15 protein-coding genes, 1 tRNA gene and 2 rRNA genes are annotated in these 26,592 nt (G+C 69.7%); 14 read left to right on the plus strand and 4 right to left on the minus strand.

The window, feature by feature from the left end; all coding sequences use genetic code 11:
* From ABTX78_RS02795 to ABTX78_RS02805, 3 genes are all read left to right on the plus strand, one after another.
* Positions 1-623, plus strand: a 23S ribosomal RNA gene (locus ABTX78_RS02795); the annotation flags it as partial.
* A gap of 88 nt (positions 624-711) precedes the next feature.
* Positions 712-828, plus strand: a 5S ribosomal RNA gene (rrf, locus tag ABTX78_RS02800).
* Positions 829-982: 154 nt separating this feature from the next.
* Positions 983-1,055 (plus strand) — tRNA-Thr (locus ABTX78_RS02805).
* Positions 1,056-1,100: 45 nt separating this feature from the next.
* Here ABTX78_RS02805 and ABTX78_RS02810 read toward each other — a convergent pair.
* Positions 1,101-3,755, minus strand: coding sequence for a SpoIIE family protein phosphatase (locus ABTX78_RS02810; protein WP_352205034.1), 2,655 nt, complete (start codon positions 3,753-3,755; stop codon positions 1,101-1,103).
* Between the two features lie 269 nt (positions 3,756-4,024).
* Here ABTX78_RS02810 and ABTX78_RS02815 point away from each other — a divergent pair, with 269 nt between their 5' ends.
* From ABTX78_RS02815 to ABTX78_RS36095, 10 genes are all read left to right on the plus strand, one after another.
* Positions 4,025-9,529 (plus strand): HAMP domain-containing protein, encoded by a 5,505-nt coding sequence (locus ABTX78_RS02815; RefSeq protein WP_352205035.1) that lies wholly within the window; start codon positions 4,025-4,027, stop codon positions 9,527-9,529.
* 274 nt (positions 9,530-9,803) lie between these two features.
* Complete coding sequence (locus ABTX78_RS02820) at positions 9,804-10,484, plus strand: response regulator (RefSeq protein WP_352205036.1); 681 nt, start codon at positions 9,804-9,806, stop codon at positions 10,482-10,484.
* A gap of 122 nt (positions 10,485-10,606) precedes the next feature.
* Positions 10,607-13,414: a DNA translocase FtsK gene (locus ABTX78_RS02825; RefSeq protein WP_352205037.1), complete on the plus strand. Its 2,808-nt coding sequence runs from the start codon at positions 10,607-10,609 to the stop codon at positions 13,412-13,414.
* Positions 13,415-13,604: 190 nt separating this feature from the next.
* The gene (locus ABTX78_RS02830) at positions 13,605-14,429 is read left to right on the plus strand and encodes a helix-turn-helix domain-containing protein (RefSeq protein WP_352205038.1); all 825 of its coding nucleotides are present in this window, start codon (positions 13,605-13,607) and stop codon (positions 14,427-14,429) included.
* Between the two features lie 72 nt (positions 14,430-14,501).
* Positions 14,502-15,995, plus strand: a complete 1,494-nt coding sequence (gene rimO, locus ABTX78_RS02835) for a 30S ribosomal protein S12 methylthiotransferase RimO (protein ID WP_352205039.1) — start codon at positions 14,502-14,504, stop codon at positions 15,993-15,995.
* On the plus strand, positions 15,992-16,657 hold the full coding sequence (gene pgsA, locus ABTX78_RS02840) for a CDP-diacylglycerol--glycerol-3-phosphate 3-phosphatidyltransferase (protein WP_352205040.1): 666 nt from the start codon (positions 15,992-15,994) through the stop codon (positions 16,655-16,657). The genes rimO and pgsA overlap by 4 nt, the downstream gene beginning before the upstream one ends.
* Positions 16,654-17,163 carry a CinA family protein gene (locus ABTX78_RS02845; RefSeq protein ID WP_352205041.1) on the plus strand — a complete coding sequence of 170 codons (510 nt, stop codon included), beginning with the start codon at positions 16,654-16,656 and terminating at the stop codon, positions 17,161-17,163. The genes pgsA and ABTX78_RS02845 overlap by 4 nt, the downstream gene beginning before the upstream one ends.
* Before the next feature lie 109 nt (positions 17,164-17,272).
* Entirely contained in the window at positions 17,273-17,656 is a 384-nt protein-coding gene (locus ABTX78_RS02850) for a helix-turn-helix domain-containing protein (protein WP_313943729.1), read from the plus strand.
* Positions 17,657-17,860: 204 nt separating this feature from the next.
* A complete protein-coding gene (locus ABTX78_RS02855) occupies positions 17,861-18,331 on the plus strand; it encodes a Dps family protein (RefSeq protein ID WP_352205042.1) in 471 nt (156 codons plus the stop codon).
* A gap of 124 nt (positions 18,332-18,455) precedes the next feature.
* Positions 18,456-18,884, plus strand: coding sequence for a hypothetical protein (locus tag ABTX78_RS36095; RefSeq protein WP_502993741.1), 429 nt, complete (start codon positions 18,456-18,458; stop codon positions 18,882-18,884).
* Here the strand turns inward: ABTX78_RS36095 and ABTX78_RS02865 are convergent.
* The 3 genes from ABTX78_RS02865 to ABTX78_RS02875 all read right to left on the minus strand — a co-directional run bounded on the left by ABTX78_RS02865 (position 18,847) and on the right by ABTX78_RS02875 (position 25,583).
* Positions 18,847-19,611 (minus strand): SDR family NAD(P)-dependent oxidoreductase, encoded by a 765-nt coding sequence (locus tag ABTX78_RS02865; RefSeq protein ID WP_352205043.1) that lies wholly within the window; start codon positions 19,609-19,611, stop codon positions 18,847-18,849. The two genes, ABTX78_RS36095 and ABTX78_RS02865, sit on opposite strands and share 38 nt — an antisense overlap.
* 195 nt (positions 19,612-19,806) lie before the next feature.
* Positions 19,807-20,643: an Fpg/Nei family DNA glycosylase gene (locus ABTX78_RS02870; protein ID WP_352205044.1), complete on the minus strand. Its 837-nt coding sequence runs from the start codon at positions 20,641-20,643 to the stop codon at positions 19,807-19,809.
* 308 nt (positions 20,644-20,951) lie between these two features.
* Positions 20,952-25,583 (minus strand): ATP-dependent helicase, encoded by a 4,632-nt coding sequence (locus tag ABTX78_RS02875; RefSeq protein WP_352205045.1) that lies wholly within the window; start codon positions 25,581-25,583, stop codon positions 20,952-20,954.
* A 91-nt stretch (positions 25,584-25,674) separates the two neighbouring features.
* Here ABTX78_RS02875 and ABTX78_RS02880 point away from each other — a divergent pair, with 91 nt between their 5' ends.
* Entirely contained in the window at positions 25,675-26,535 is an 861-nt protein-coding gene (locus tag ABTX78_RS02880; protein WP_352205046.1) for an AraC family transcriptional regulator, read from the plus strand.
* The last annotated feature ends 57 nt before the right edge of the window (positions 26,536-26,592 follow it).

A 26,592-nucleotide genomic window follows, 5' to 3' on the forward strand; every position in this document is an offset into this window, starting at 1 on the left:
AGGCGCCCAAAGGTTCCCTCAGCCTGGTTGGCAATCAGGTGTTGAGTGTAAGTGCACAAGGGAGCTTGACTGTGAGACCGACGGGTCGAGCAGGGACGAAAGTCGGGACTAGTGATCCGGCGGTGGCTTGTGGAAGCGCCGTCGCTCAACGGATAAAAGGTACCCCGGGGATAACAGGCTGATCTTCCCCAAGAGTCCATATCGACGGGATGGTTTGGCACCTCGATGTCGGCTCGTCGCATCCTGGGGCTGGAGTCGGTCCCAAGGGTTGGGCTGTTCGCCCATTAAAGCGGTACGCGAGCTGGGTTTAGAACGTCGTGAGACAGTTCGGTCCCTATCCGCTGTGCGCGTAGGAATATTGAGAAGGGCTGTCCCTAGTACGAGAGGACCGGGACGGACGAACCTCTGGTGTGCCAGTTGTCCTGCCAAGGGCATGGCTGGTTGGCTACGTTCGGGAGGGATAACCGCTGAAAGCATCTAAGCGGGAAGCCTGCTTCGAGATGAGTATTCCCACCTCCTTGAGAGGGTAAGGCTCCCAGTAGACGACTGGGTTGATAGGCCGGATATGGAAGCCCAGTAATGGGTGGAGTTGACCGGTACTAATAGGCCGAGGGCTTGTCCTCAGTTGCTCGCGTCCACTGTGTTAGTTCTGAAGTAACGAACTGTCGAACCCCCGTCTGTGTGGGTTCCGGGTCGATATCTTCATAGTGTTTCGGTGGTCATTGCGTTAGGGAAACGCCCGGTTACATTCCGAACCCGGAAGCTAAGCCTTTCAGCGCCGATGGTACTGCAGGGGGGACCCTGTGGGAGAGTAGGACGCCGCCGAACAATTTTTAGCCTCAACCCCCGGACCATGTCCGGGGGTTGAGGCATTTTTGCGTTCAGGACCGGCCGCCGGCGGCGGCGCAGGTTCTCTGGCCCAGGTGGTTCGAACCACGGCTCGGTTCGGGGTATGATCTATCCCGTTGCCACAGCGCAGCAGGCCCCAATAGCTCAGTCGGTAGAGCGTCTCCATGGTAAGGAGAAGGTCTACGGTTCGATTCCGTATTGGGGCTCGTACGAAGAAGGCCCCCGCCAAGTGGCGGGGGCCTTCTTACTGTTCAGGAGTGCTGAGGTTCCGGTACGCGCATCGCGAGGATGGCCATGTCGTCCGAGGCCGGCTCGGCGGCGAAGCGTTCGACCGCCCGCAGGACACGGGCCGCCACCGCGCCCGCGGTCAGTCCGGTGCAGGTGGTCAGCACATCGGCCAGGCCCTCGTCGCCCAGCATGCGTGTGCCCTCGCGGCGTTCGGTGACGCCGTCCGTGACACACAGCAGGACGTCGCCCGGGTCGAGGGTGACCATCTGCTCGTACAGCTCGAGGTCGTCCATGACACCGAGCAGGGGCTGCGGTTCGGCCGCCGGTGCGACGGTGCCGTCCTGGCGCAGGCGCAGCGGGAGCGGATGGCCGGCGCAGACGACCTTGAGAACGGCGCTGCCGTCCTCCTGCGGCCACAACTCTCCGTAGAGCAGGGTCAGGAAGCGGCTGCGGGCGCCCTCGTCGAGGATCGCGGCGTTGAGACGCTCCAGGACCGCCGGGCCGCCGAAGCCCTCCCTGGCCAGCAGGCGCAGAGCGTGCCGGGCGAGGCCGGTGACCGCCGCGGCCTCCGGGCCCGTACCGCAGACATCGCCGATGGCGAAGCCGTACGCGCCGTCGCGGATGGGGAAGAGGTCGTAGAAGTCACCGCCGACTTCGTTGCCTTCGCCGGCCGCGCGGTAGATGACCTCGACCTCGACGCCCGGGATGTGCGGCAACTCCGGCGGCAGCAGGCTGCGCTGGAGGGACTGGCTGATGGCCACGCGCTCCGAGTACAGCCGGGCGTTGTCGAGGGCCAGGGCGGCCCGGCGCGAGAGGTCCTCGGCGAGTTCCAGGATCTCCTGGCGGAAGTGGTCGTCGGAGGGCTTGCCGAGGGTGAGCATGCCGATGACGCGGTTGCGCGCCACCAGGGGCAGTACGACCGTCTCGCCGCCGACGGCGGCCGCCGTCGCGAGCGTGGTGCCGATGCCGGAGGAGACGGGCGGGGTGGATCCGATGCCGAGTTCGCGCTTGGAGGTCAACAGCGCCGCCTGCTGACCTGCTTCGGCCGGTGCGGTCCACACGCGTGCGCCGGGGGTGGGCACCGGGTCCGGGGGTGCGATCTTGGAGAGGAGGGCCTTGAGGCCGTCGATGCGCTCCTCGTCCTCGTGGAGCACATAACTGAGGTACGGGTCCGAGGCCTGGTCGGCGATCGTGTAGACGGCGCACCAGGTGGCCAGCGTCGGCACGGTCATCTGTGCCATGAGCGCCAGCGTCTGGTCGCGGTCGAGGGTGCCGGCGAGCAGGTCGGACGCCTCGACGAGGAAGGAGAGGGAACCGCGGCGCAGTCGTTCGAGCTCGCCGAGACGGGCGGACTCCACGGCGAGGGCGATGCGGTCGGCGGCGAACTGGAGGCGCAGGGCCTCCTCGTTGGAGTACCGGCCCGATGCTTCCGCGGCGACGCCCAGCGATCCGGTGAGGCGGCCCTCGACCTTCAGGGGAACGGTGACGACGGAGCGCATGCCTGTCGAGTTGAGGAGGGGGACGGCGCCCGGCACCACGGTGAGGTCCTCGTGTACCGCGGGCATCCGCGCCGACCCGTAGCGTCCGGTGCCGGCCTCGACGGGCACGCGGGCGAAGCGCTGGCGTGCGGAGGGAAGGCCGGTGCTGGCCCGTACTTCCAGTTCGGTCTCGTCGTCGGTGGCCAGCAGCAGGAAGGCCGCGTCCCCGTCGAGCATGTCGCGGGCGCGCTCCACCGTGCGCTGCAGGAGGCCGTCGAGGTCGTCGGGCGCGGGGGAGCCGATGAAGACTTCGAACGGGTCGGTGGTGTGGCTCTCGGAGCCCGTGTCGGTCACGGGGGCGCGCTGCGGGCTCTGGAGCACGGCGCGTTCGTCGTCCCTGACGAGCAGACAGACGGTGGAGGGTTCGCCGTGGGTGTCGCGGACCCGCAGGTGCGAGGCGTAGACGGGGACGACCCGGCCGTCGGTGTCGCGGATGCCGTAACTGCCCTCCCAGCGGGAGAGCTGGAGGGCTTCGGCGATGCCGGTGCCGATGCCGGGGGTGTGCGGCCAGGCGGCGAGGTCGGTGAGCGGTTTGCCGACGACCTGCTCGGCCGCGTATCCGAAGAGGTGCTCGGCGTCGTCGTTCCAGACGGAGATCGCGCCGCTTCTGTCGATCTGGGTGACGGCGACGCGGACGCGTTCGTCGGCGACCGGGAGGAGCGTGGTCGGCAGGACGGGTCCCGCGGACCGGGTGCCCACCGGGCGCTGGGGGAGATCGAGTTGGAACCAGACCTGCTTGTAGGTGGGGCTGTACTCGACGCCCCAGCGGGAGGCGAGCGCCGCGCACAGCAGCAGTCCGCGGCCGTTCTCGCGGTCGGGGCTGCCGAGGGAAAGACCGGTGCCCTGTATCGGGACCTCGCGTTCCGGGTAGCGGTCGGCGACCTCGACCCGTACGCCGTCGTCCGAGCGCAGACACAGGACGTCGGCAGCGGTGCCGGCATGGATGACGGCGTTGGTGACGAGCTCGCTGGTGAGGACGACCGCGTCGTCGACGACGTCCGCGAACCCCCACCCGTGGAGTGTGTCGCGCACGAAGGCCCGGGCGGTCGCGACGGACCGCCCGACAGGGTCGAAGGTGGCAGCCGCCCGCGCGGTGATCACAGAACTCCTCGTACGCGTCTCGACGCCCGGCTCTGCCATGATTCGGCCTGCCCCTCCCGGTGCCCGGTGGTAGTACTGCGTCCGGGCCGCCCCCGCCGGGCGGACCGGGGCGGTTGGACAGCCGGATGCCAGGTTACTTACCTTCGCTGTCCGAGCGGATGCCGGTTGCCGCTGTTTCCGTCCGACGGGGACGGGGACGCTATGCGAAGCTGCCGAACTGTTATGGCCTGGTTCGGCGCAGGTGAAACACTGGGCAGGCTTCCAGGTACAGCCCGGACAGTACGGTCAACCCCTGCGGGAGGGACACGGTGGAGTCTGGCGTGGCGGCGCGTGGCAAGAGCACGCGTGCGAAAGGCGGACGGTCCCGTAGCAATGGGACAACCGAGGTGGACACAGCGGCCCTGAACAGGCTGCTGGGAGCTTTGGTGTCGATGCGGGACGGCAATTTCCGTCGGCGCCTGACCGTGTCCGGCGACGGGGTGATGTCCGAGATCGCGGCTGTCTTCAATGAGGTCGCGGACCGGAACGTTCATCTCACGGGCGAGCTCGCCCGGGTGCGCAGGGTGGTCGGACGCGAGGGAAAGCTGACCGAACGGCTGGAGACGGGGGCCTGCGAGGGCTCTTGGGCGGCGGCGATCGACGCCTCGAACGCTCTGGTCGACGATCTCGCGCGACCCGTGTCCGAGGTGGGCCGTGTCCTGTCGGCCGTCGCCGAGGGCGACCTGGAACAGCGGATGGAGCTGCGCTCCCACGCCCCGGAGGGGGAGGGGGCCGTACGGCCGCTGCGCGGCGAGTTCCTGAAGGTCGCGCGGACCGTCAACAGCCTGGTGGACCAGCTGTCGGCGTTCACCGACGAGGTGACCAGGGTCGCCCTGGAGGTCGGCACCGAGGGTAAACTCGGCGGCCAGGCGCAGGTGCGCGGTATGTCCGGTTCGTGGAAGGACCTCACGGATTCGGTCAACACCATGGCGTACCGGCTGACGGCGCAGGTGCGTGACATTGCTCTCGTCACGACGGCCGTGGCCAAGGGCGATCTGTCGCAGAAGGTCACCGTCCACGTCGCCGGCGAGATGCTGGAGCTGAAGAACACCGTCAACACGATGGTGGACCAGCTCCAGTCCTTCGGCTCCGAGGTCACGCGGGTGGCCCGCGAGGTGGGCACGGAAGGCGAGCTCGGCGGTCAGGCCGAGGTGCCGGGTGTGGCGGGCGTGTGGAAAGACCTCACCGATTCCGTGAACACCATGGCCGGCAACCTGACCTCCCAGGTGCGCGGTATCGCCGAGGTGACCACCGCGGTCGCCAACGGCGACCTGTCGCAGAAGGTGACGGTCAGCGCACGCGGCGAAGTGGCTCAACTCGCCGAGACGATCAACCAGATGACCGAGACGCTGCGGACGTTCGCGGACGAGGTCACCCGAGTGGCGAGCGAGGTCGGCGCGGAGGGCCTTCTCGGCGGCCAGGCGCAGGTGCCCGGCGCCGCCGGGACCTGGAAGGACCTCACCGACTCGGTGAACACCGTCTTCCGCAATCTGACCACGCAGGTCCGTGACATCGCCCAGGTGACGACGGCGGTGGCTAACGGTGATCTGTCGCAGAAGGTCACGGTCGATGTGGCCGGCGAGATGCTGGAGCTGAAGAACACCGTCAACACGATGGTGGACCAGCTCCAGTCCTTCGGCGCCGAGGTCACGCGGGTGGCGCGGGAGGTCGGCGTCGAGGGACGCCTCGGCGGTCAGGCCGAGGTGCCGGGCGCCGCGAACACCTGGAAGGACCTCACCGACTCGGTGAACACGGCCTTCCGTAACCTCACCGGCCAGGTCCGTGACATCGCCCAGGTGACGACGGCGGTGGCCAACGGTGATCTGTCGCAGAAGGTCACGGTCGATGTGGCCGGCGAGATGCTGGAGCTGAAGAACACCGTCAACACGATGGTGGCGCAGCTGTCGTCCTTCGCCGACCAGGTGACCCGGATGGCGCGGGACGTGGGTACGGAGGGCCGTCTCGGCGGCCAGGCCCGGGTCGACGGCGTCAGCGGCACCTGGAAGGAACTCACCGACTCCGTCAACTTCATGGCGGGGAACCTGACCTCGCAGGTGCGGCAGATCGCCCAGGTGACGACGGCGGTCGCGCGGGGTGACCTGTCGCAGAAGATCGACGTGGACGCGCGCGGCGAGATCCTGGAACTGAAGAACACCATCAACACGATGGTCGACCAGCTCTCCGCGTTCGCCGAGCAGGTCACCAGGGTGGCCCGCGAGGTGGGTACGGACGGCCGGCTCGGCGGTCAGGCACAGGTACCGGGTGTCGCCGGTGTGTGGCGCGATCTGACCGACTCCGTGAACGGCATGGCGGGCAACCTCACCGCCCAGGTTCGCAACATCGCCCAGGTGGCCACCGCGGTGGCGCGGGGTGACCTGTCGCAGAAGATCGACGTGGACGCGCGCGGCGAGATCCTGGAGCTGAAGAACACCCTCAACACGATGGTGGACCAGCTCTCGAACTTCGCCGAGCAGGTCACGCGGGTGGCGCGCGAGGTGGGTACGGAGGGCATCCTCGGCGGTCAGGCCGAGGTGCAGGGTGTCTCCGGCACCTGGAAGGACCTCACGCAGTCCGTGAACTTCATGGCGAACAACCTGACCAGCCAGGTCCGCAACATCGCCGAGGTGACGACGGCGGTCGCCAAGGGTGATCTCTCCAAGAAGATCACCGTCGACGCCAAGGGCGAGATCCTGGAGCTGGTGACGACCGTCAACACCATGGTCGACCAGCTCTCCGACTTCGCGGACGAGGTGACCAGGGTCGCCCGCGAGGTGGGTACGGAAGGTGTGCTGGGCGGTCAGGCCCGGGTGCGCGGTGTCACCGGCATCTGGAAGGACCTGAGCGACAACGTCAACCTGATGGCCAACAATTTGACCAGCCAGGTGCGCAACATCGCCCGTGTCTCCGCGGCCGTCGCCAACGGTGATCTGACCAAGAAGGTGACGGTGGAGGCGCGCGGCGAGGTCGCCGAACTCGCCGAGACCGTGAACACGATGGTGACGACCCTGTCGTCGTTCGCCGACGAGGTGACCCGGGTGGCCCGCGAGGTGGGCACCGAAGGCGAGCTGGGCGGTCAGGCGCATGTGCCCGGCGTCTCCGGCACCTGGAAGGACCTCACCGAGTCCGTGAACTCGATGGCCTCCAACCTGACGGGCCAGGTGCGGCAGATCGCCACGGTCACCACCGCCATCGCGAAGGGCGATCTCACCAGGAAGATCGACATCGATGCGCGCGGCGAGATCCTGGAGCTGAAGACCACCATCAACACCATGGTCGACCAGCTGTCCTCGTTCGCCGGGGAGGTCACCCGCGTGGCCCGCGAGGTGGGCACGGACGGGCAGTTGGGCGGACAGGCCCGGGTGCGGGACGTCGACGGCACCTGGCGCGACCTCACCGAGTCGGTGAACGAGATGGCCGGGAACCTGACCCGGCAGGTGCGTGCGATCGCGGCCGTCGCGACCGCGGTGACCCGCGGCGATCTGAACCTCAAGATCGATGTGGACGCCGCCGGTGAGATCCAGGTCCTTCAGGACAACATCAACACGATGATCGCGAATCTCCGCGACACCACCCTCGCCAACGAGGAGCAGGACTGGCTCAAGGGCAACCTCGCCCGGATCTCCGGTCTGATGCAGGGCCGGCGCGACCTGGACGACGTGGCCTCGCTGATCATGAGCGAGCTCACGCCGGTCGTCTCGGCGCAGCACGGCGCCTTCTTCCTGGCCATGCCGACGGGTGGCACCTCGGAGGTCCCGAGCAACGGGGAGCCGTCGTACGAGCTGTGCATGCGCGGCAGTTACGGCTACTCCGCGGGGCTCATGCCGACATCGTTCCGGCCGGGCGAGACGCTGATCGGAACGGCCGCCGAGGAGAAGCGGACGATCCAGGTCAATGTGCCGCCGGGCTATCTGAGGATCTCCTCGGGCCTCGGGGAGGCGTCGCCGGCGTATGTGATCGTGCTGCCGGTGCTCTTCGAGGGGAAGGTCCTGGGCGTGATCGAGCTGGCCTCGTTCCAGCCGTTCACGCAGATCCAGCGGGACTTCCTCAACCAGCTCGCCGAGATGATCGCCACGAGCGTCAACACCATCAGCGTCAACACCAAGACCGAGGTGCTGCTCAAGCAGTCGCAGGAGCTCACCGAGCAGCTGCGTGAGCGCTCCGCGGAGCTGGAGAACCGGCAGAAGGCGCTCCAGGCGTCCAACGCCGAGCTGGAGGAGAAGGCGGAACTGCTCGCGCAGCAGAACCGCGACATCGAGGTCAAGAACACCGAGATCGAAGAGGCCCGGCAGGTCCTCGAGGAGCGCGCCGAGCAGCTCGCGGTCTCGATGCGCTACAAGAGCGAGTTCCTGGCGAACATGTCGCACGAGCTGCGTACGCCGCTCAACTCGCTGCTGATCCTGGCCAAGCTGCTCGCCGACAACGCGGAGGGGAACCTCTCGCCGAAGCAGGTGGAGTTCGCGGAGACGATCCACGGCGCCGGCTCGGACCTGCTCCAGCTGATCAACGACATCCTCGATCTGTCGAAGGTCGAGGCGGGCAAGATGGATGTCAGCCCGACGCGTATCGCGCTGGTGCAGCTGGTCGACTATGTGGAGGCCACCTTCCGGCCGCTGACCGCGGAGAAGGGTCTCGACTTCTCGGTCCGTGTCTCGCCGGAGCTGCCGGCGACGCTGCACACCGACGAGCAGCGACTGCTCCAGGTGCTGCGCAACCTCCTGTCGAACGCGGTGAAGTTCACCGACTCCGGCGCCGTGGAGCTGGTCATCCGGCCGGCGAGTGCGGATGTGCCGCAGTCGATCCGCGAGCAGCTGCTGGAGGCCGGGTCGTTGCAGGACGCGGACGCCGATCTGATCGCTTTCTCCGTCACCGACACGGGCATCGGCATCGCGGCGGGCAAGATGCGCGTGATCTTCGAGGCGTTCAAGCAGGCCGACGGTACGACGAGCCGTAAGTACGGCGGTACGGGCCTGGGTCTGTCGATCAGCCGGGAGATCGCGCGGCTGCTCGGCGGTGAGATCCACGCGGCCAGCGAACCGGGCCGCGGTTCGACGTTCACGCTCTATCTGCCCCTTCACCCGAGTGAACTGCCGCCGCAGGGTTATGCGCAGGTCACCTCGGGCGCCGTGGAGGCGCAGCCGGCGCCGGCCGACGTCGCGGCGGACGAGGCCTTTTCGCAGCCGCCACGCCCGGAGCGTTCCGCGCCGCAGGGTCCGGCCGCGCTCTTCCGGCGCCGCCGAAAGGCGTTGGAGGCGACCGACGAGCGGACGGCGCTGCCCGGTCGGCAGGGGGCGTCGGGCGAGAGTGCCGGGGCGTCGGGCGAGGGTGCCCGGGGCCAGGAGGAGTGGCAGGGCGGCCGCGGTGGCCAGGAGTCGCCGGAGCAGCGGCGGACGTTCACCTTCGACAACGAGAAGGTACTCATCGTCGATGACGACATCCGCAATGTCTTCGCGCTCACCAGTGTGCTGGAGCAGCACGGTCTGTCCGTGCTGTACGCGGAGAACGGCCGTGAGGGCATCGAAGTCCTGGAGCAGCACGACGATGTGACGGTCGTACTGATGGACATCATGATGCCGGAGATGGACGGCTATGCGACGACGACGGCGATCCGCAGGATGCCGCAGTTCGCCGGACTGCCGATCATCGCGCTCACCGCGAAAGCGATGAAGGGGGATCGGGAGAAGGCGATCGAGTCGGGGGCATCCGACTATGTCACCAAGCCGGTCGATCCTGACCATTTGCTCTCTGTGATGGAGCAGTGGATGCGCGACGAGTGAGCGGCCGCTGTTCGGATCTTCGCCCGTTGTGGACCGGCTGTGGCCGAAGGCGTGTGAGGCGGTGGTATCCGGGGAACCTTCTGGTCTCCCGCTACGTTTCCGCTTCGTGCACAGTGACATCGCGGTGACAGGGTGTGGCGACGGGCGGGGTGCGGCTACCATGACCGGCACAAGGACGGGCGACGCAAGGGAGTCGTCCCCTGGGGCGGCGCCCGGTGCGTCCCCCGGCTCGAAGAGCTGGGGAGACCCCACGCCGGGGCGAGGAGGACGGGGCATGGTGCAGAAGGCCAAGATCCTCCTGGTCGATGACCGGCCGGAGAATCTGCTGGCGCTGGAGGCCATTCTCTCTGCGCTCGATCAGACACTGGTGCGGGCATCGTCAGGGGAGGAAGCGCTCAAGGCGCTGCTGACAGACGACTTCGCGGTCATTCTGCTGGACGTCCAGATGCCTGGAATGGACGGTTTCGAGACCGCGGCGCACATCAAGCGGCGGGAGCGGACCCGGGACATCCCGATCATCTTCCTGACCGCGATCAATCACGGACCGCATCACACGTTCCGGGGCTACGCTGCGGGCGCGGTCGACTACATCTCCAAGCCGTTCGACCCCTGGGTGCTGCGCGCCAAGGTCTCGGTCTTCGTCGAGCTGTACATGAAGAACTGCCAACTGCGGGAGCAGGCCGCGCTGCTGAGGCTCCAGTTGGAGGGCGGCGGGCAGTCGGGCGTTGACAGCCACAAGGAGCCGGCGGGCCTGCTCGCCGAGCTCTCCGCGCGCCTCGCGGCCGTCGAGGAGCAGGCTGAAGCGCTGTCGAAGCAGCTCGACGACGACTCCGCGGATGCCGCCGCCGTGGCGACCGCGGCCCATCTCGAGCGCAAACTCACGGGTTTGCGCAGAGCCCTGGACGCACTCGAACCGGGCACCGGCGGGCCCAGCGCCCTGCCCACGCAGAACTGAGCGGCCCAGGCGTCGTCCGGTGGGTGAGGGAACGTCACTTTGCCGCCTCCGAAGGGCGACACGAACGGGTGAAGCAGTAAGCACACGTGTCCACTGCCTCCCACACCGGTAACCTCACCACTATGGCCTCACGTACGTCCGGCAAGGGTTCCCAGGGCACGGCGGGCACCGCGAAGCCGCGCCCCGGCCGTACGACCGGTGCCGCGAAGAAGGCGGCGCCCGCCAGGAAAGCCGTCGCAAAGAAGACCGTGCCCGCGAAGAAGGCACCGGCCAAGAAGGCCGTTGCCAAAAAAGCCGCGCCGAAACCGGCACCGTCTCCCACCGGTGGTGTCTATCGGCTCGCCCGCGCGCTGTGGCTCGGACTCGCGCACGGCCTGGGAGCGATGCTCCGCGGCATAGGGCGTGGCGCGAAGGGACTCGACCCGGCCCACCGCAAGGACGGCCTGGCGCTCCTCCTCCTCGGTCTCGCCCTGGTCGTCGCCGCCGGAACCTGGTCCAATCTCCGCGGTCCGGTCGGCGATCTCGTCGAGATGCTGGTGACCGGCGCCTTCGGCAGGCTCGATCTGCTGGTGCCGATACTGCTCGGCGCGGTCGCCGTCCGGCTGATCCTCTATCCCGAGAAGCCCGAGGCCAACGGCCGCATCGTCATCGGCCTGTCCGCTCTCGTGGTCGGCGTGCTCGGCCAAGTGCACATCGCGTGCGGCTCCCCGGGCCGCGGCGAGGGCACCGGCGCCATGCAGGACGCCGGCGGTCTGATCGGCTGGGCCGCGTCCAAGCCGCTGATCTTCACCATGGGTGAGGTGCTGGCGGTACCGCTGCTGGTCCTCCTCACGCTCTTCGGTCTGCTCGTCGTCACCGCCACGCCGGTCAACGCCATTCCGCAGCGCCTGCGACTGCTCGGCTCCAAGCTCGGCATCCTCGAGCCGGTGTACGAACCGGGGGAGTACGGGGACGACGAATACGAGGAGGGCACCGACGACGACCGCCGTTACGACGAGCAGTGGCGCGAGGCCGTCCCGGCTCGCGTCCGCCGCTCGGGCGCCCGCCGCAGCGTAGCTCCCGTCGACCACGACCCGGACCAGGCCGAGTCGGAGGCGCTGTCCCGGCGGCGCCGGCCGCGCCGCGGCTCGGTGCAGCCCGCCATGGACCGCCCGATGGACGCCGTGGACGTGGCGGCCGCCGCGGCCGCCGCGCTCGATGGAGCCGTCTACAACGGATTCCCGCCCTCGCCCCTGGTCGCCGACCTGACCAAGGACGTCACCGCGGAGCGGCAGCGTGCCGCGTCCCCGCTGCCGGCGGCGCGCGAGCCCGAGCAGGCGGAGCCCAGGAAGCCACGGGTCAAGGAACCCGAGGAGACTCCTTCACAGAGCGGGCCCGTCCCCGACCTCACCAAGCCCGCCCCCGACGACTCCCAGCCCCTGCCGCCGCGCGCCGAACAGCTCCAGCTGGCCGGGGACATCACGTACTCCCTGCCGTCGCTCGACCTGCTGGAGCGGGGCGGGCCGGGCAAGACCCGCAGCGCCGCCAACGACGCGATCGTCGCCTCGCTCTCCAACGTCTTCATGGAGTTCAAGGTCGACGCGGCCGTCACCGGCTTCACCCGGGGCCCGACGGTCACCCGCTACGAGGTGGAGCTCGGCCCGGCGGTCAAGGTCGAGCGGATCACCGCGCTGACGAAGAACATCGCGTACGCCGTCGCCAGCCCCGACGTACGGATCATCTCCCCGATCCCCGGCAAGTCCGCGGTCGGTATCGAGATCCCCAACACCGACCGCGAGATGGTCAACCTCGGCGACGTCCTGCGGCTCGCGGACGCGGCCGAGGACGACCATCCGATGCTGGTGGCGCTCGGCAAGGACGTCGAGGGCGGCTATGTGATGGCCAACCTCGCCAAGATGCCGCACGTCCTGGTCGCCGGTGCGACCGGCTCCGGCAAGTCGTCCTGCATCAACTGCCTGATCACCTCGGTCATGGTGCGGGCCACCCCGGAGGACGTCCGGATGGTGCTCGTCGACCCCAAGCGGGTCGAACTCACCGCCTACGAGGGCATCCCGCACCTGATCACCCCGATCATCACCAACCCCAAGCGGGCCGCCGAGGCGCTCCAGTGGGTCGTGCGGGAGATGGACCTGCGCTACGACGACCTCGCGGCGTTCGGGTACCGGCACATCGACGACTTCAACCAGGCCGTGCGCAACGGCAAGGTGAAGGCCCCCGAGGGCAGCGAGCGCGAGCTGTCGCCGTATCCCTATCTGCTCGTCATCGTGGACGAGCTCGCCGACCTGATGATGGTCGCGCCGCGGGACGTGGAGGACGCGATCGTCCGCATCACGCAGCTGGCGCGCGCCGCGGGCATCCATCTGGTATTGGCGACGCAGCGACCGTCCGTGGACGTCGTCACCGGACTGATCAAGGCGAACGTGCCGTCCCGGCTCGCCTTCGCCACCTCCTCGCTCGCCGACAGCCGGGTCATCCTCGATCAGCCGGGCGCGGAGAAACTGATCGGCAAGGGCGACGGGCTCTTCCTGCCGATGGGGGCCAACAAGCCCACCCGTATGCAGGGTGCCTTCGTGACCGAGGACGAGGTCGCGGCCGTCGTCCAGCACTGCAAGGATCAGATGGCCCCGGTCTTCCGCGAGGACGTCGTGGTCGGCACCAAGCAGAAGAAGGAGATCGACGAGGACATCGGCGACGACCTGGATCTGTTGTGCCAGGCCGCCGAACTCGTGGTATCCACCCAGTTCGGGTCCACGTCGATGCTGCAGCGCAAGCTGCGCGTCGGTTTCGCCAAGGCCGGACGGCTGATGGACCTCATGGAGTCGCGCAACATCGTCGGACCGAGCGAAGGCTCAAAGGCTCGTGATGTTCTGGTGAAACCTGATGAGCTGGATGGAGTGCTGGCCGTGATCCGCGGGGAGTCTCACTCGTAAGGGTTTTGAGAGCAACCGTTTCCCCCGGTCCTACGTCAAGTTGGAGGGTGAGACATACAGATGTCCCACCATCACGGATACCCGGCCATTCCGATGGCGTACAAACTCCCTCCGCCCAGTTGCCCCACCCTTTCGTACCACCCATAGACTGAACCTCCAGCAGGTGGCTACACGCTCGAAAGGCGCCCCCGTGTCCATCGGCAACTCCCCCGAAGACGACCGGCCTTCCCCCGAGGAGGACCGGCCTTCGATCGGTCATGTGCTCCAGCAAGCCCGCATCGACGCAGGTCTGACCGTCGACGAGGTCAGTGCCTCCACCCGGGTGCGCGTCCCGATCGTCACCGCGATCGAACAGGACGACTTCTCCCGCTGTGGCGGTGATGTGTACGCGCGCGGCCACATCCGCATGATCGCGCGTGCCGTCGCCCTCGATCCCGACCCGCTCGTCTCCCAGTTCGACGCCGAGCACGGTGGGCGGCCCGCGCCGACGCCCGCCGCGCCGCTGTTCGAAGCCGAACGCATCCGGCCCGAGCGCCAGCGCCCCAACTGGACCGCGGCGATGGTCGCGGCGATCGTCGCCGTGATCGGTTTTGTCGGCTTCACCACGTTCAACGGCGACGAAGAGGGCAAGGACGGCTCGAACGTCGCCGAGGGCTCGGCGCCCGACAAGAAGCCCTCGCCCAGCAAGTCCACCAGCAAGCCCGTCGACCCCAAGCCCGAACCCTCCGACAGCGCCATCGCCGCGGTGCCGAAGGACAAGGTCACGGTCAAGCTGTCCGTCCTGGCCGACAAGAGCTGGATCTCCGCCAAGTCGCACAACGGCAAGCTTCTCTTCGACGGCACCCTTCTGAAGGGCGAGTCCAAGACCTTCCAGGACGACGAGCGGGTCGATCTGATCCTCGGCAACGCCGGCGCGATCGAGCTGTACGTCAACGGCAAGAAGGTCGAAGACCGGTTCGAGACGGGCCAGGTCGAGCGGCTGTCGTACACCAAGGGTGACCCCGAGGTCGGCTGACGCCACAGGGCGGCGGACGGCCGGGAACCCTCGGGGCCGGGGTGAGGGTCGGGACAAAGTAGTCTTGAGCCCATGCCCGAACGCCGTACCGTCGCCCTTGTCACTCTTGGCTGCGCCCGTAACGAGGTGGACTCGGAGGAGCTTGCAGGCCGCTTGGCAGCGGACGGCTGGGAGCTCGTCCAGGAAGCCGCCGACGCGGACGTCGCCGTCGTCAACACCTGCGGCTTCGTCGAAGCCGCGAAGAAGGACTCCGTCGACGCCCTCCTCGAAGCCAATGATCTGAAGGACCACGGCAGAACCCAGGCCGTGGTGGCGGTCGGCTGCATGGCCGAGCGGTACGGCAAGGAACTCGCCGAGGCGCTGCCCGAAGCGGACGGTGTACTCGGCTTCGACGACTACTCCGACATCTCCGACCGGCTGCAGACCATCCTCAGCGGCGGCGTCCACGCGTCGCACACTCCGCGCGACCGTCGCAAGCTTTTGCCGCTCAGCCCGGTGGAGCGTCAGTCGGCCACCGAGGTCGCGCTGCCGGGCCACGCCCAGGCACCCGAGGACGTGCCCGAGGACCTTCCCGAGGGAGTCGCCCCGGTGTCGGGGCCGCGCGCCCCACTGCGTCGGCGCCTCGGCACCAGCCCCGTCGCGTCCGTGAAGCTCGCCTCCGGCTGCGACCGCCGCTGCTCCTTCTGCGCGATCCCGTCCTTCCGCGGCTCGTTCATCTCCCGGCGGCCCAGCGACGTCCTCGGTGAGACGCGCTGGCTGGCGGAGCAGGGCGTCAAGGAGGTCATGCTGGTCTCCGAGAACAACACCTCGTACGGCAAGGACCTCGGCGACATCCGGCTGCTGGAGACCCTGCTGCCGGAGCTCGCGGACGTCGACGGCATCGAGCGGGTGCGAGTCAGCTATCTCCAGCCGGCCGAGATGCGGCCCGGACTGATCGACGTGCTGACCTCGACGCCGAAGATCGCGCCCTACTTCGACCTCTCGTTCCAGCACTCCGCCCCCGGCGTGCTCCGAGCCATGCGGCGCTTCGGCGACACCGAGCGGTTCCTGGACCTCCTGGACACCATCCGGACCAAGGCTCCGCAGGCCGGTGTGCGCTCGAACTTCATCGTCGGCTTCCCCGGCGAGACCGAGGCCGATTTCGCCGAGCTGGAACGCTTCCTCACGCATGCGCGTCTGGACGCCATCGGTGTGTTCGGCTACTCCGACGAGGACGGCACGGAAGCCGTCTCGTACGACAACAAGCTGGACGCCGACGTCATCGCCGAGCGGCTGGAGCACCTGTCGCGGCTCGCCGAGGAGCTGACCGCGCAGCGCGCCGAGGAGCGCCTCGGTGAACGCCTGGAGGTGCTCGTCGAGTCCGTGGACGGCGAGGACGGTGCGGTCGGCCGGGCCGCGCACCAGGCCCCGGAGACCGACGGCCAGGTGATCTTCACCTCGGGCGAGGGCCTGGTCCCCGGCCGTATGGTCGTGGCGAAGGCTGTCGGTACGGAGGGCGTCGACCTGGTGGCCGAGTTCTGCGAGGTCCTGGAGGACGACCACGGGATTCAGGAGGCGGCCAGATGACCGGAGTGCCGGCATCCGCGGGGGGCGGCACGGGTAGGCCCGCGCCCGGCGGCAAGCTCGGCGCTGCGGCTGTCAATCAGGCCAGCCTCTGGAACATCGCCAACATCCTGACCATGGTGCGGCTGGTGCTGGTGCCCGCCTTCGTCCTGCTCATGCTGCAGGACGGCGGGTACGACCCGGCATGGCGGGCCTGGGCATGGGCCGCTTTCGCCGTCGCCATGATCACGGACATCTTCGACGGCCATCTGGCGCGTACGTACAACCTGGTCACCGACTTCGGGAAGATCGCCGACCCGATCGCCGACAAGGCGATCATGGCGTCCGGCCTGATCTGCCTGTCCGCGCTCGGCGATCTGCCGTGGTGGGTGACCGGAGTGATCCTCTTCCGTGAGCTGGGCATCACGCTCATGCGGTTCTGGGTGATCCGCCATGGCGTGATTCCCGCCAGCCGCGGCGGCAAGATGAAGACCCTCGTGCAGGGCGTGGCGGTCGGGATGTACGTCCTCGCGCTGACCGGTCCACTCGCCACCCTCCGCTTCTGGGTGATGGCACTCGCCGTCGTGTTGACGGTGCTCACCGGGCTCGACTACGTGCGACAGGCGATCGTGCTGAGGCGCAAGGGGCTGGCCAGGGAGCGTGCCGTGGCGGAGGCGGACCGGTGACCGTCGCCGCCGGGATCATCGCGGTGCTTGCGGAGCGTGGCCAGACCGTGGCGGCCGCGGAGTCCCTGACGGGCGGTCTGGTGGCCGCGGAGCTCACCGGTGTCCCCGGAGCCTCGGCGGCCTTCCGCGGATCCGTCACGGCGTACGCAACCGAGCTGAAGCGGGACGTCCTGGGCGTCGACGGGACCCTCCTGGCGGAGCGAGGCGCTGTGGACGCCGAGGTCGCGGTGCAGATGGCGGCCGGTGTGCGCACGGTCCTGGGCGCCGGCTGGGGCATCGCCACCACCGGTGTGGCAGGTCCCGAGCCGCAGGACGGGAAGCCCGTCGGGACGGTATTCGTGGCCGTCTCCGGGCCGGACGGTTCAGGGAAAGTCGCCGCACTGCGGTTGAACGGTGGCCGGGCGGAAATCCGTAGAGAGAGTGTACGGAGCGTGCTCGAGCTGCTCTCCGGCGAACTGCACGAAAATGCGAGGGCACAGGATACGGAACAGAACGGGGGGAATTGATGTTTGCAGCCCTGAGTGAACACGACATCGCTCCCCGCACGGCCGCAGCGCGAGGCGGTACGGTGGGGCGTGAAGGATGCGGCTACACGGTCCGAGGAGGGAGCCACCGATGATTCTGCTCCGTCGCCTGCTTGGTGACGTGCTGCGTCGGCAGCGCCAGCGCCAGGGCCGTACTCTGCGCGAAGTCTCCTCGTCCGCCCGAGTTTCGCTCGGCTATCTCTCCGAGGTGGAGCGGGGGCAGAAGGAGGCTTCCTCTGAACTGCTCTCCGCCATCTGCGACGCGCTTGACGTACGGATGTCCGAGCTCATGCGAGAAGTGAGCGACGAGCTGTCGCTGGCCGAACTGGCCGAGTCGGCAGCGGCCACCGAGACGGTGCCTGTGCCAGTACGCCCGATGCTCAATTCCGTATCCGTGACGTCGGTGGCAGGTGTGCCGACGGAGCGGGTGACCATCAAGGCGCCTGCGGAGGCGGTCGACGTCGTGGCCGCCTGACCATACGGCTGGTGCGGCTCGATGCGAGCCGAGCCCCGGTCGCTGCCCCTGTGGGCGGCGCGCCGGGGTTTTTGCTTTGCGCGGCTTGTGCCCGAATGTCTGGTACGTGCGTCTGTGACATGGTGGGAAAGGCTGACTACCGAGGACATGGTTGAAGGCCTGCCTACCGAACTGATCCGACTGACCACCCACTGGAGGACACGCATGTCTGTCGTGAAGAGCCCGTTGTCCGAGGCCGACCTCAAGGCGGTCGGTAACGCGCTGCGTGGAGCCCTGGTGGATCTGGTGGATCTCGGCCTGGTGGCCAAGCAGGTCCACTGGAACGTCGTGGGACCGCGGTTCCGGTCCGTCCATCTCCAGCTCGACGAGGTCGTGGACACGGCCCGCCAGCATTCGGACATCGTGGCCGAACGTTGCTCGGCCATCGGCGTGACCCCGGACGGCCGGGCCGGCACGGTGGCGTCCCAGAGTGCCATCGGCACGGTGCCGGAGGGCTGGATCAAGGACGTCGACGCCGTGAAGACGCTGGTGGACGCCCTCGGCGCGGTGATCGGGCGGATGCGGGAGCGTATCGAGGTGACGGACGAACCGGACCCCGTGAGCCAGGACATCCTGATCGGGCTCACCGCGGACCTGGAGAAGCACGCCTGGATGTTCCAGGCCGAGAGCGCGTAGATCGGAGCCCGGTGCCGTTTCGCGCGCCGGGCCTGCATCCGGTGCGCCCTCCCGGCGGATGATCGCGCCGGTCTAGCGTGGGGCCGGAGGGAGGCGAGCCATGGCACGAGGCGGAGGAGCGCGCGTGCCTGTGGTCGCCCTGGGACTCATAGCCGGCGGTCTGTGGTGGTGGGCCGTGCTGCGCCTGCTGCTGGCGCCGGACCAGTCCGGTCTGGTCGAGGGGGCGGTGGCGGCAGGCGGCTGGGGGCTGAGCCTGCTGCCGGTGCACGTCACGGCATCCCGCGGGATGGCCAGGGCGTCCCGCGGGGGTGGTGGGACGGTGACCGAAGGGGTGACAGGCGGTGGGGGACCGGTTGTCGGTGGTGGGGGCCCGGTGGTCGGTGGCGGGGCGGCTGTCGAGGGGCCTGCTCGCATCGGTGGCGGATCGCGCTGTACCGGGAAGGCATGGCGCGGCACGTGGATGCGGCGCGTCACGCGGGCCGTGCGTGGGTCCCAGGTCCACGGCGGTTCCGGCCTCACCAGGGCATGGCGACGCCCCCGTTCGGGCGAATGATCTGCCCCGTCGTGAACGACGACGCGTCCGAGGCGAGATACAGGACCGCGTGCGCGATGTCCTCGGGTTCGCCGACCTTGCGGAGGGGAGAGAGCCGGACCATCGCCGCCTCCGCCTGATGCTGGAGCGCCGCGTCGTGGCGGTCGGTCATCGGGGTGCGGACCCAGCCGGGGGCGATGGCGTTCACTCGTATGGAGTGCGGGCCGAGTTCGGTGGCCAGCGTCTTGGTCAGCTGGACGACGGCCGCCTTGGCCGCGCTGTAGCAGAGCAGGCCGGCGCCGGCCGCGTCCACGGCTCCGGAGGCCATGGTGACGAGGGAGCCCGGAGTGCCGGACGCGATCATGGTGCGTGCCGCTTCCTGACAGGCGTACAGAACTCCCTTGAAGTTGACCGCGAGGACGCGGTCGAGGTCCTCGTCTCTGGTCTCCAGCACTGAGCTGCTGTGCATGATTCCGGCGATCGCGGCCAGGATGTCGAGCCGTCCTGCGCTCTCGATCGCGGCCTGCACCTGCGCCCGGTCGGCGACATCGAGGGGGTGGGTGAAGGCCGTGCCGCCAGCGTCGCTGATCATTCTGCGGGTCTCGTCCAGCCCCTTCTCGTCGATGTCGGCGCAGTGGACCGCGGCGCCTGCTTCGGCGAGGAGTACGGCCGACGCCCGGCCGATGCCGCCGGCTGCACCGGTGACGAACGCCGTCCGGCCGGTGAGGTCGTACGCGGTGAGACCCATGCCGGGACCGTACGACCAGATATGACGGGCCGTCAACTAATTGTCGTCGTGGACTGGTTGCCCGGCCACGCGCGCTCATGATGTCCGGGGGTGCCGGGGTGTCAGGTTGGGAGTGTCAGGGGAGGGCGGCGTGGTGTCTGGCAGGGGTGTCGGGAGAGGTGGCGTGGTGTCTGTCGGAGGGTTGGGCCGGGGGCGTCAGGGGGTTGGGATCGGGCCCGCCTGGCAGCCCGGGCACCAGTACGTGACGCGTTCGCCGGTGCCGTCGCTCTGGTCCGCCTTGCGTACGGCGGCGCCGCAGCGCAGACAGGGATGTCCACCGCGGCCGTAGACGTACAGCCGGGGGCCGAAGGTTTGCCGGCGAGGGCCGGCCAGCACACTGCGGTCGGTGGCCGTGGTCTGCCGTTCGAAGGTGTTCTTGTTGAGTTCCAGGAGCCGCTGGGCGGTGGCGACGAGCCGGGCGGGGGCGTCCTCGGGCAGTTCGCCCACGGGGAGCCAGGGCGTGACCCCGGCGAGGAAAGCGAGCTCCGACTTGTAGACGTTGCCGATCCCGGCGAGATTGCGCTGGTCGAGGAGCGCTTCGCCGAGGGGGCGGGCCGGGTCCGTGAGGAGGTTGGCCCGGGCGGTGACGGGGTCCCAGTCGGGGCCCAGGAGATCGGGGCCGAGATGGCCGACGACGTTGTTCTCTTCGGCGGTGCGGACCAGCTCCAGGACGGGGAGGCGATAGCCGACGGCCGTCTGGGCCGCGGTGCCGAGGATGACCCGGATCTGGTGCGCGGGCCCGCCGCTCCAGCGCTTGCCGACGGCGAACACACGCCATGCGCCGTCCATCCGCAGGTGCGAGTGGAGGGTGAGACCGCCCTCGATCCGGGTGAGGAGATGCTTGCCGCGTGCGGTGACGTCGAGAACGGACCGACCGGTGAGGTCGGCGGTCGCGAACCGCGGCACGCGCAGATCGGACACGGTGAGGACCTGGCCCGCGAGGGCGGTGTGCAGCCGCTTCGCGGTCAGCCAGACGGTGTCTCCTTCGGGCATGGATCCATGATGCGGGAGGCCGGCTCGGCGCGGGAGCCGGGCCACGCGAATGAACCCTCGGCGTGAGGAGGCACGCGTCCGCGAGCCCTGTTCGCGGGGCGACGCGGCGCCGTACTGCGTCAGGCGGGGCGCCGCCGCACTGCGGGGGCGGGGCGGCGGCGCATTGCGGGGGCGGGCGGCGTCCGCGAGTGGCCCTTGATGTGCGGGCCGACGCGGCGCCGCACTCCGGGGGCCGGGCGGAGTCCGGGAGGTGAGGGGCCGATGATGTGCGGCCGCGGTCTCGCGCGCTTCGACTGCGGGGGCAATCCTCAGGGGCGCAGCCGAAGCCCTCGCGGTGTGGCGAGGAAGCCGGAGGTTTCCAGGGCCCGGGACAGCGGCGAGGTGAGCGCCGAGACCCCGTTCGCCCGTTCCACCGTGATCGTGCCGATGGCTCCCGCGCGCGCCGCGTTGGCCAGCGCCGTGGCCGCCGCGTTAAGGGCCGGCGAATCCGGGTCGGTGGCCCAGGACAGCAGTGACTTCCCGCCGCGCTCCATGTACATCGTGAGCTCGCCGTCGACCAGCACCACCAGGGACCCCGCCTTCCGGCCGGGCTTGTGGCCGGCGCCGTCCGGCGGCTCGGGCCAGGGCAGCGCGGCTCCGTAGGCGTTGGCAGGGTCCGCGGCCGCCAGGACGACCGCCTGGGGCGGCGCGTCGCCTCCGCTCCGGTCCAGGGTGTTGGCCGTGGCCCGGAGCCGGTCCACCGCGCCGTCCATCGCGAACTGGGCCGCCCCCAGCCCTTCGACCACATAGCCCCGCCGCGCCTGTCCGCTGTCCTCGAAGGCGGCGAGGATCCGGTACGTGGCGGAGAAGCCGCCTTCGACCCCCTCGGCCGCCACAGCGCCGCGGGTCACCACGCCATGGCGGTCGAGCAGGGTCCGGGCCAGGGCGTGTGCGCGATGCGTCGGTTCGGGTTCGAGGGGCGGCAGGAGCGACCAGCGGCCACTGACCGTCGGCGGTCCGGTACGGGACGCGGCGCGGGCGCTCGCCGTCAGGCTCCCGTAGCGCCCGCGCGGCACCGTCCGCTTGGCGCGGTGCGCCGTCGATCCGGCGGTGCGGCCCGAGCCGAGCAGTGAGCGCAGCGGCGAGAGCGTGTCGTTGGTGAGCCGACCGGACCAGGCCAGGTCCCAGATGGCGTCGGCCAGTTGGGGATCGTTGACGTCCGGGTGGGTCGTCGCCCGGACCTGCTCGGCGATCTGGCGGAAGAACAGCCCGTAGCCCGGGGCGAGGGCGGTCAGGACGGATTCGTGGAGCGCGGTGAGCTCCAGCGGATGGGGCTGGGGGAGCAGCAGCGGTGCCGCGTCCGCGAGGTAGAGCGAGACCCAGCCGTCCTTGCCGGGCAGCGCGCCCGCTCCGGCCCACAGGACTTCTCCTGCCGTGGTCAGCTCGTCCAGCATCGCGGGGCTGTAGCCGCGGACGCGGGAGGGCAGGATCAGCTTCTCCAGGGCGGAGGCGGGGACGGCCGCGCCCTGCAACTGCTCGATGGCGCGTGCCAGCCCGTCGATGCCGCTCAAGCTGTTGCTGCCCATGTGCTGCCACTGGGGGACGAAGGCAGCCAGAGCGGCCGGTGGTACGGGTTCCAGTTCGTGGCGCAGAGCCGCCAGCGACCGGCGGCGCAGCCGTCGCAGCACTGCGGCGTCGCACCATTCCTGGCCGATGCCGGCGGGGTGGAACTCGCCCTGCACCACGCGCCCGCTCGCGGCCAGCCGGTGCAGCGCACCGTCGGTCACGGCCACGCCCAGCCCGAAGCGGCCGGCGGCCTGTGCCGTGGTGAACGGGCCGTGCGTCCGCGCGTACCGGGCGAGCAGGTCGCCCAACGGATCCTTGACCGGTTCGGTGAAGGCCTCGGGGACGCCCACCGGGAGCGCGGTCCCGAGTGCGTCGCGCAGACGTCCGGCGTCCTCGATCGCCGCCCAGTGATCGGCTCCGGCGATCCGCACCTGGATCGCCCGGCGGGCCGCGGCCAGGTCCCGCGGCCACTGCCGCTCGGCGCCGCGCTCGACGAGTTCCGCGTCCGTCAGCGGGCCGAGGAGCCGCAGCAGGTCGGCAACGCCCTCCTCGTCCTTGACCCTCCGGTCCTCGGTGAGCCACTGGAGCTCGCGCTCCAGCTCGGTCAGCACGTCGGCGTCGAGCAGCTCCCGCAGCTCCGCCTGGCCGAGGAGCTCGGACAGCAGCCGGGAGTCCAGCGACAGGGCGGCCGCCCTGCGCTCGGCCAGCGGGGAGTCGCCCTCGTAGAGGAACTGGGCGACATAGCCGAACAGCAGCGAACGCGCGAAGGGCGACGGCTCGGGCGTGGTCACCTCGACCATCCGGACCCGGCGGGACTCGATGTCGCCCATCAGCTCGGTCAGGCCCGGCACGTCGAAGACGTCCTGGAGACACTCGCGGACCGCTTCGAGGACGATCGGGAAGGACCCGAACTCGCTCGCCACCTCCAGGAGCTGGGCCGCCCGCTGGCGCTGCTGCCACAGCGGGGTGCGCTTACCGGGGTTGCGCCGGGGCAGCAGAAGCGCTCGCGCGGCGCACTCGCGGAACCGGGAGGCGAACAGCGCGGAACCGCCCACCTGATCGGTGACGATCTGGTTGATCTCACCCTTGTCGAAGACGGCGTCGGCCGCACCGACCGGTGCCTGGTCGCTGTCGAACGTGGCATCCAGATGCACCGGGTCCTGGTCCAGCAGATCCAGGCCCATCAGATCGGCGTCCGGCAGCCGCAGCACGATTCCGTCGTCGGCGTGCATGACCTGGGCGTCCATGCCGTACCGCTCACTTAGCCGGGCGCCGAGCGCCAGTGCCCACGGGGCGTGCACCTGGGCACCGAACGGCGAATGGATCACCACCCGCCAGTCGCCCAGCTCGTCCCGGAACCGCTCAACGAGGATCGTCCGGTCGTCGGGCACATGCCCGCACGCACGGCGCTGCTCGTCGAGGTACGCCAGGATGTTGTCGGCGGCCCAGGCGTCCAGGCCGGCGGCCAGCATCCGCAGCCGGGCGTCCTCGGGGGACAGTCCGCCGACCTCCCGCAGGAACGCGCCCACCGCGCGGCCCAGTTCGAGCGGGCGGCCCAGTTGGTCGCCCTTCCAGAAGGGCAGGCGTCCCGGAACCCCGGGGGCGGGGGAGACCAGCACTCGGTCGCGGGTGATGTCCTCGATCCGCCACGAGGTGGTGCCCAGGGTGAAGACGTCGCCCACGCGCGACTCGTAGACCATCTCCTCGTCGAGCTCGCCGACCCGGCCGCCGCCCTTCTTCGGGTCCGCGCCCGCCAGGAACACGCCGAACAGACCGCGGTCCGGGATGGTGCCGCCGGACGTCACGGCGAGACGCTGCGCGCCCGGCCGGCCCGTGACCGTACCCGCGACGCGGTCCCAGACCACACGCGGGCGCAGCTCGGCGAAGGCGTCCGAGGGGTAGCGCCCCGCCAGCATGTCGAGGACGGCCGTGAACGCCGACTCGGGCAACGAGGCGAACGGTGCGGCCCGCCGAGTCAGCGCCAGCAGGTCGTCGACCTGCCAGGTGTCCAGGGAGACCATGGCCACCAGCTGCTGGGCGAGCACGTCCAGAGGGTTCGACGGGACGCGCAGCGCCTCGATGGAGCCGGTGCGCATCCGCTCGGTGACGACCGCCGACTGCACCAGGTCGCCGCGGTACTTCGGGAACACGACACCGGTGGAGACCGCACCCACCTGATGGCCGGCGCGGCCGACGCGCTGAAGGCCGGAGGCCACCGACGGCGGCGACTCGACCTGCACGACGAGGTCCACCGCACCCATGTCGATCCCCAGCTCCAGGCTGGAGGTGGCGACGACGGCGGGCAGCCGCCCTGCCTTCAGGTCCTCCTCGACCAGGGCTCGCTGCTCCTTGGAGACCGAACCGTGGTGCGCGCGGGCGAGGAGCGACGGGGCGCCGCGCGCGGACCCCGACTGCCCCATGAGCTCCGCGGGCGAGGCCTCTTGCGGCATCGCCTCGCCCGTGGCCCGTTCGTAGGCGATCTCGTTGAGGCGGTTGCACAGGCGCTCGGCCAGCCGGCGGGAGTTGGCGAAGACGATCGTGGAGCGATGGGCCTGGACGAGGTCGACGATCTTCTCTTCGACATGCGGCCAGATCGACGGCTTGTCGCCGCCGTCCGGCGACGACGAGGCCTCGGACGCCGGGGATCCGCCCAGCTCTCCCATGTCCTCGACCGGGACGACCACCGAGAGGTCGAACTCCTTGCCCGACGTCGGCTGGACGATCTCCACCTTCCGCTGCGGCGAGAGATAGCGGGCCACCTCGTCCACCGGGCGGACCGTCGCCGACAGGCCGATGCGCCGGGCCGGGCGCGGCAGCAGCTCGTCGAGACGCTCCAGCGACAGGGCGAGGTGCGCACCCCGCTTCGTCCCCGCGACGGCGTGCACCTCGTCGAGGATGACCGTCTCGATGCCCGACAGCGCGTCCCGCGCGGCGGAGGTGAGCATCAGGAACAGCGACTCGGGTGTGGTGATGAGGATGTCCGGCGGCTTCGTGGCCAGGGAGCGGCGCTCGGCGGCGGGGGTGTCTCCCGAGCGGATGCCGACACGGATCTCTGGTTCGGGCGTCCCGAGCCGCACGGACTCCTGGCGGATACCCGTCAGAGGGCTGCGGAGATTGCGCTCCACGTCGACGGCGAGCGCCTTGAGCGGGGAGACGTACAGGACGCGGCAGCGCTTCTTCGGGTCCGCGGGCGGGGGAGTGGAGGCGAGGTCGTCGAGGGCGGCGAGGAACGCGGCCAGGGTCTTGCCCGAGCCCGTCGGCGCCACGACCAGGACGTCCGAGCCCTCGCCGATCGCCTGCCAGGCGCCTTCCTGCGCGGCGGTGGGCGCGCTGAAGGCTCCCGTGAACCAGCTGCGGGTCGCGGGAGAGAAGGAGTCGAGTGCGGTCCTGGCCATGTCCACCATCGTGCACCGGACCACTGACAATTACTGTCCGCGCAATGGACGTGCAGGTCAGAGGCGCCCCGCTCGGGCGCACAATGGCTGGATGAGCGGTTCGGCGGATCACGAGTGGGCGCGGCACTGGCAGTACGAGGAACTGCCCGGCCTCGACCTGCTGCGCGCCCGCTATGTGCGGCACACCTTTCCCCGCCACAGCCACGAGGGCTTCGTCTTCGGGGCGGTCACCGGCGGGGTCGAGGACGTGCGCATGCCCGAGGGGAACATCAGCGCCCGGCCGGGCACGGTCGTCATGATCAATCCCGAGGTGCCGCACTCGGCGCGAGCCGGCGTGGACGAGGGCTGGGCGTACTCGACCCTGTACCCCTCCGTGGAACTCGTCACCGAGATAGCCGGCGAGGTCACCTCGGTGCGCGGCACGCCCGCGTTCGGCGAGACGATCGTCGAGGACGCGCAGACCGCCGAACTCATTCGCGGTGTCCATCAGGCGGCGGAGGCGGGCAACGCCCTCGCCGCCGACAGCCTGCTCCGGGTGGCTGTGGCCCGGCTGGTCGCGCGGCACGGCAGCCGGCTGCCCTCGCGGACTCCCAGTGCCTCCGGGGCACGTACGGCGGCGGAGGCGAAGGCTCTGCTGGAGGAGCGCATGACCGATCCGCCGTCCCTGGAGCGGCTCGCGCAGGAGCTCGGCACGAGCCCCTTCGCCCTCCTGCGGGCCTTCAAGGCGGCGTACGGCATGCCTCCGCACACCTGGCTCACCAACGCGCGGGTGCGCCGAGCCCGTCGGCTCCTGGACGCCGGGGCCGCGCCCGTCGACGCGGCCGTCGCCGTGGGGTTCACCGACCAGCCTCATCTGAACCGGCATTTCACCCGGATCGTGGGCGTGCCTCCCGGGGCTTATCGCAAAGAGCGCGCAAGAACGTACAAGACGGTGGGCGAGAGCCCCGCGTAGCGTCCCTGACGTGCCTGAACAGACAGCTTCTCCCCAGACCCGCACCCCGAGCCCGCC

The organism is Streptomyces sp. NPDC096193 (assembly GCF_040302905.1).
Classification (GTDB): Bacteria; Actinomycetota; Actinomycetes; order Streptomycetales; family Streptomycetaceae; genus Streptomyces.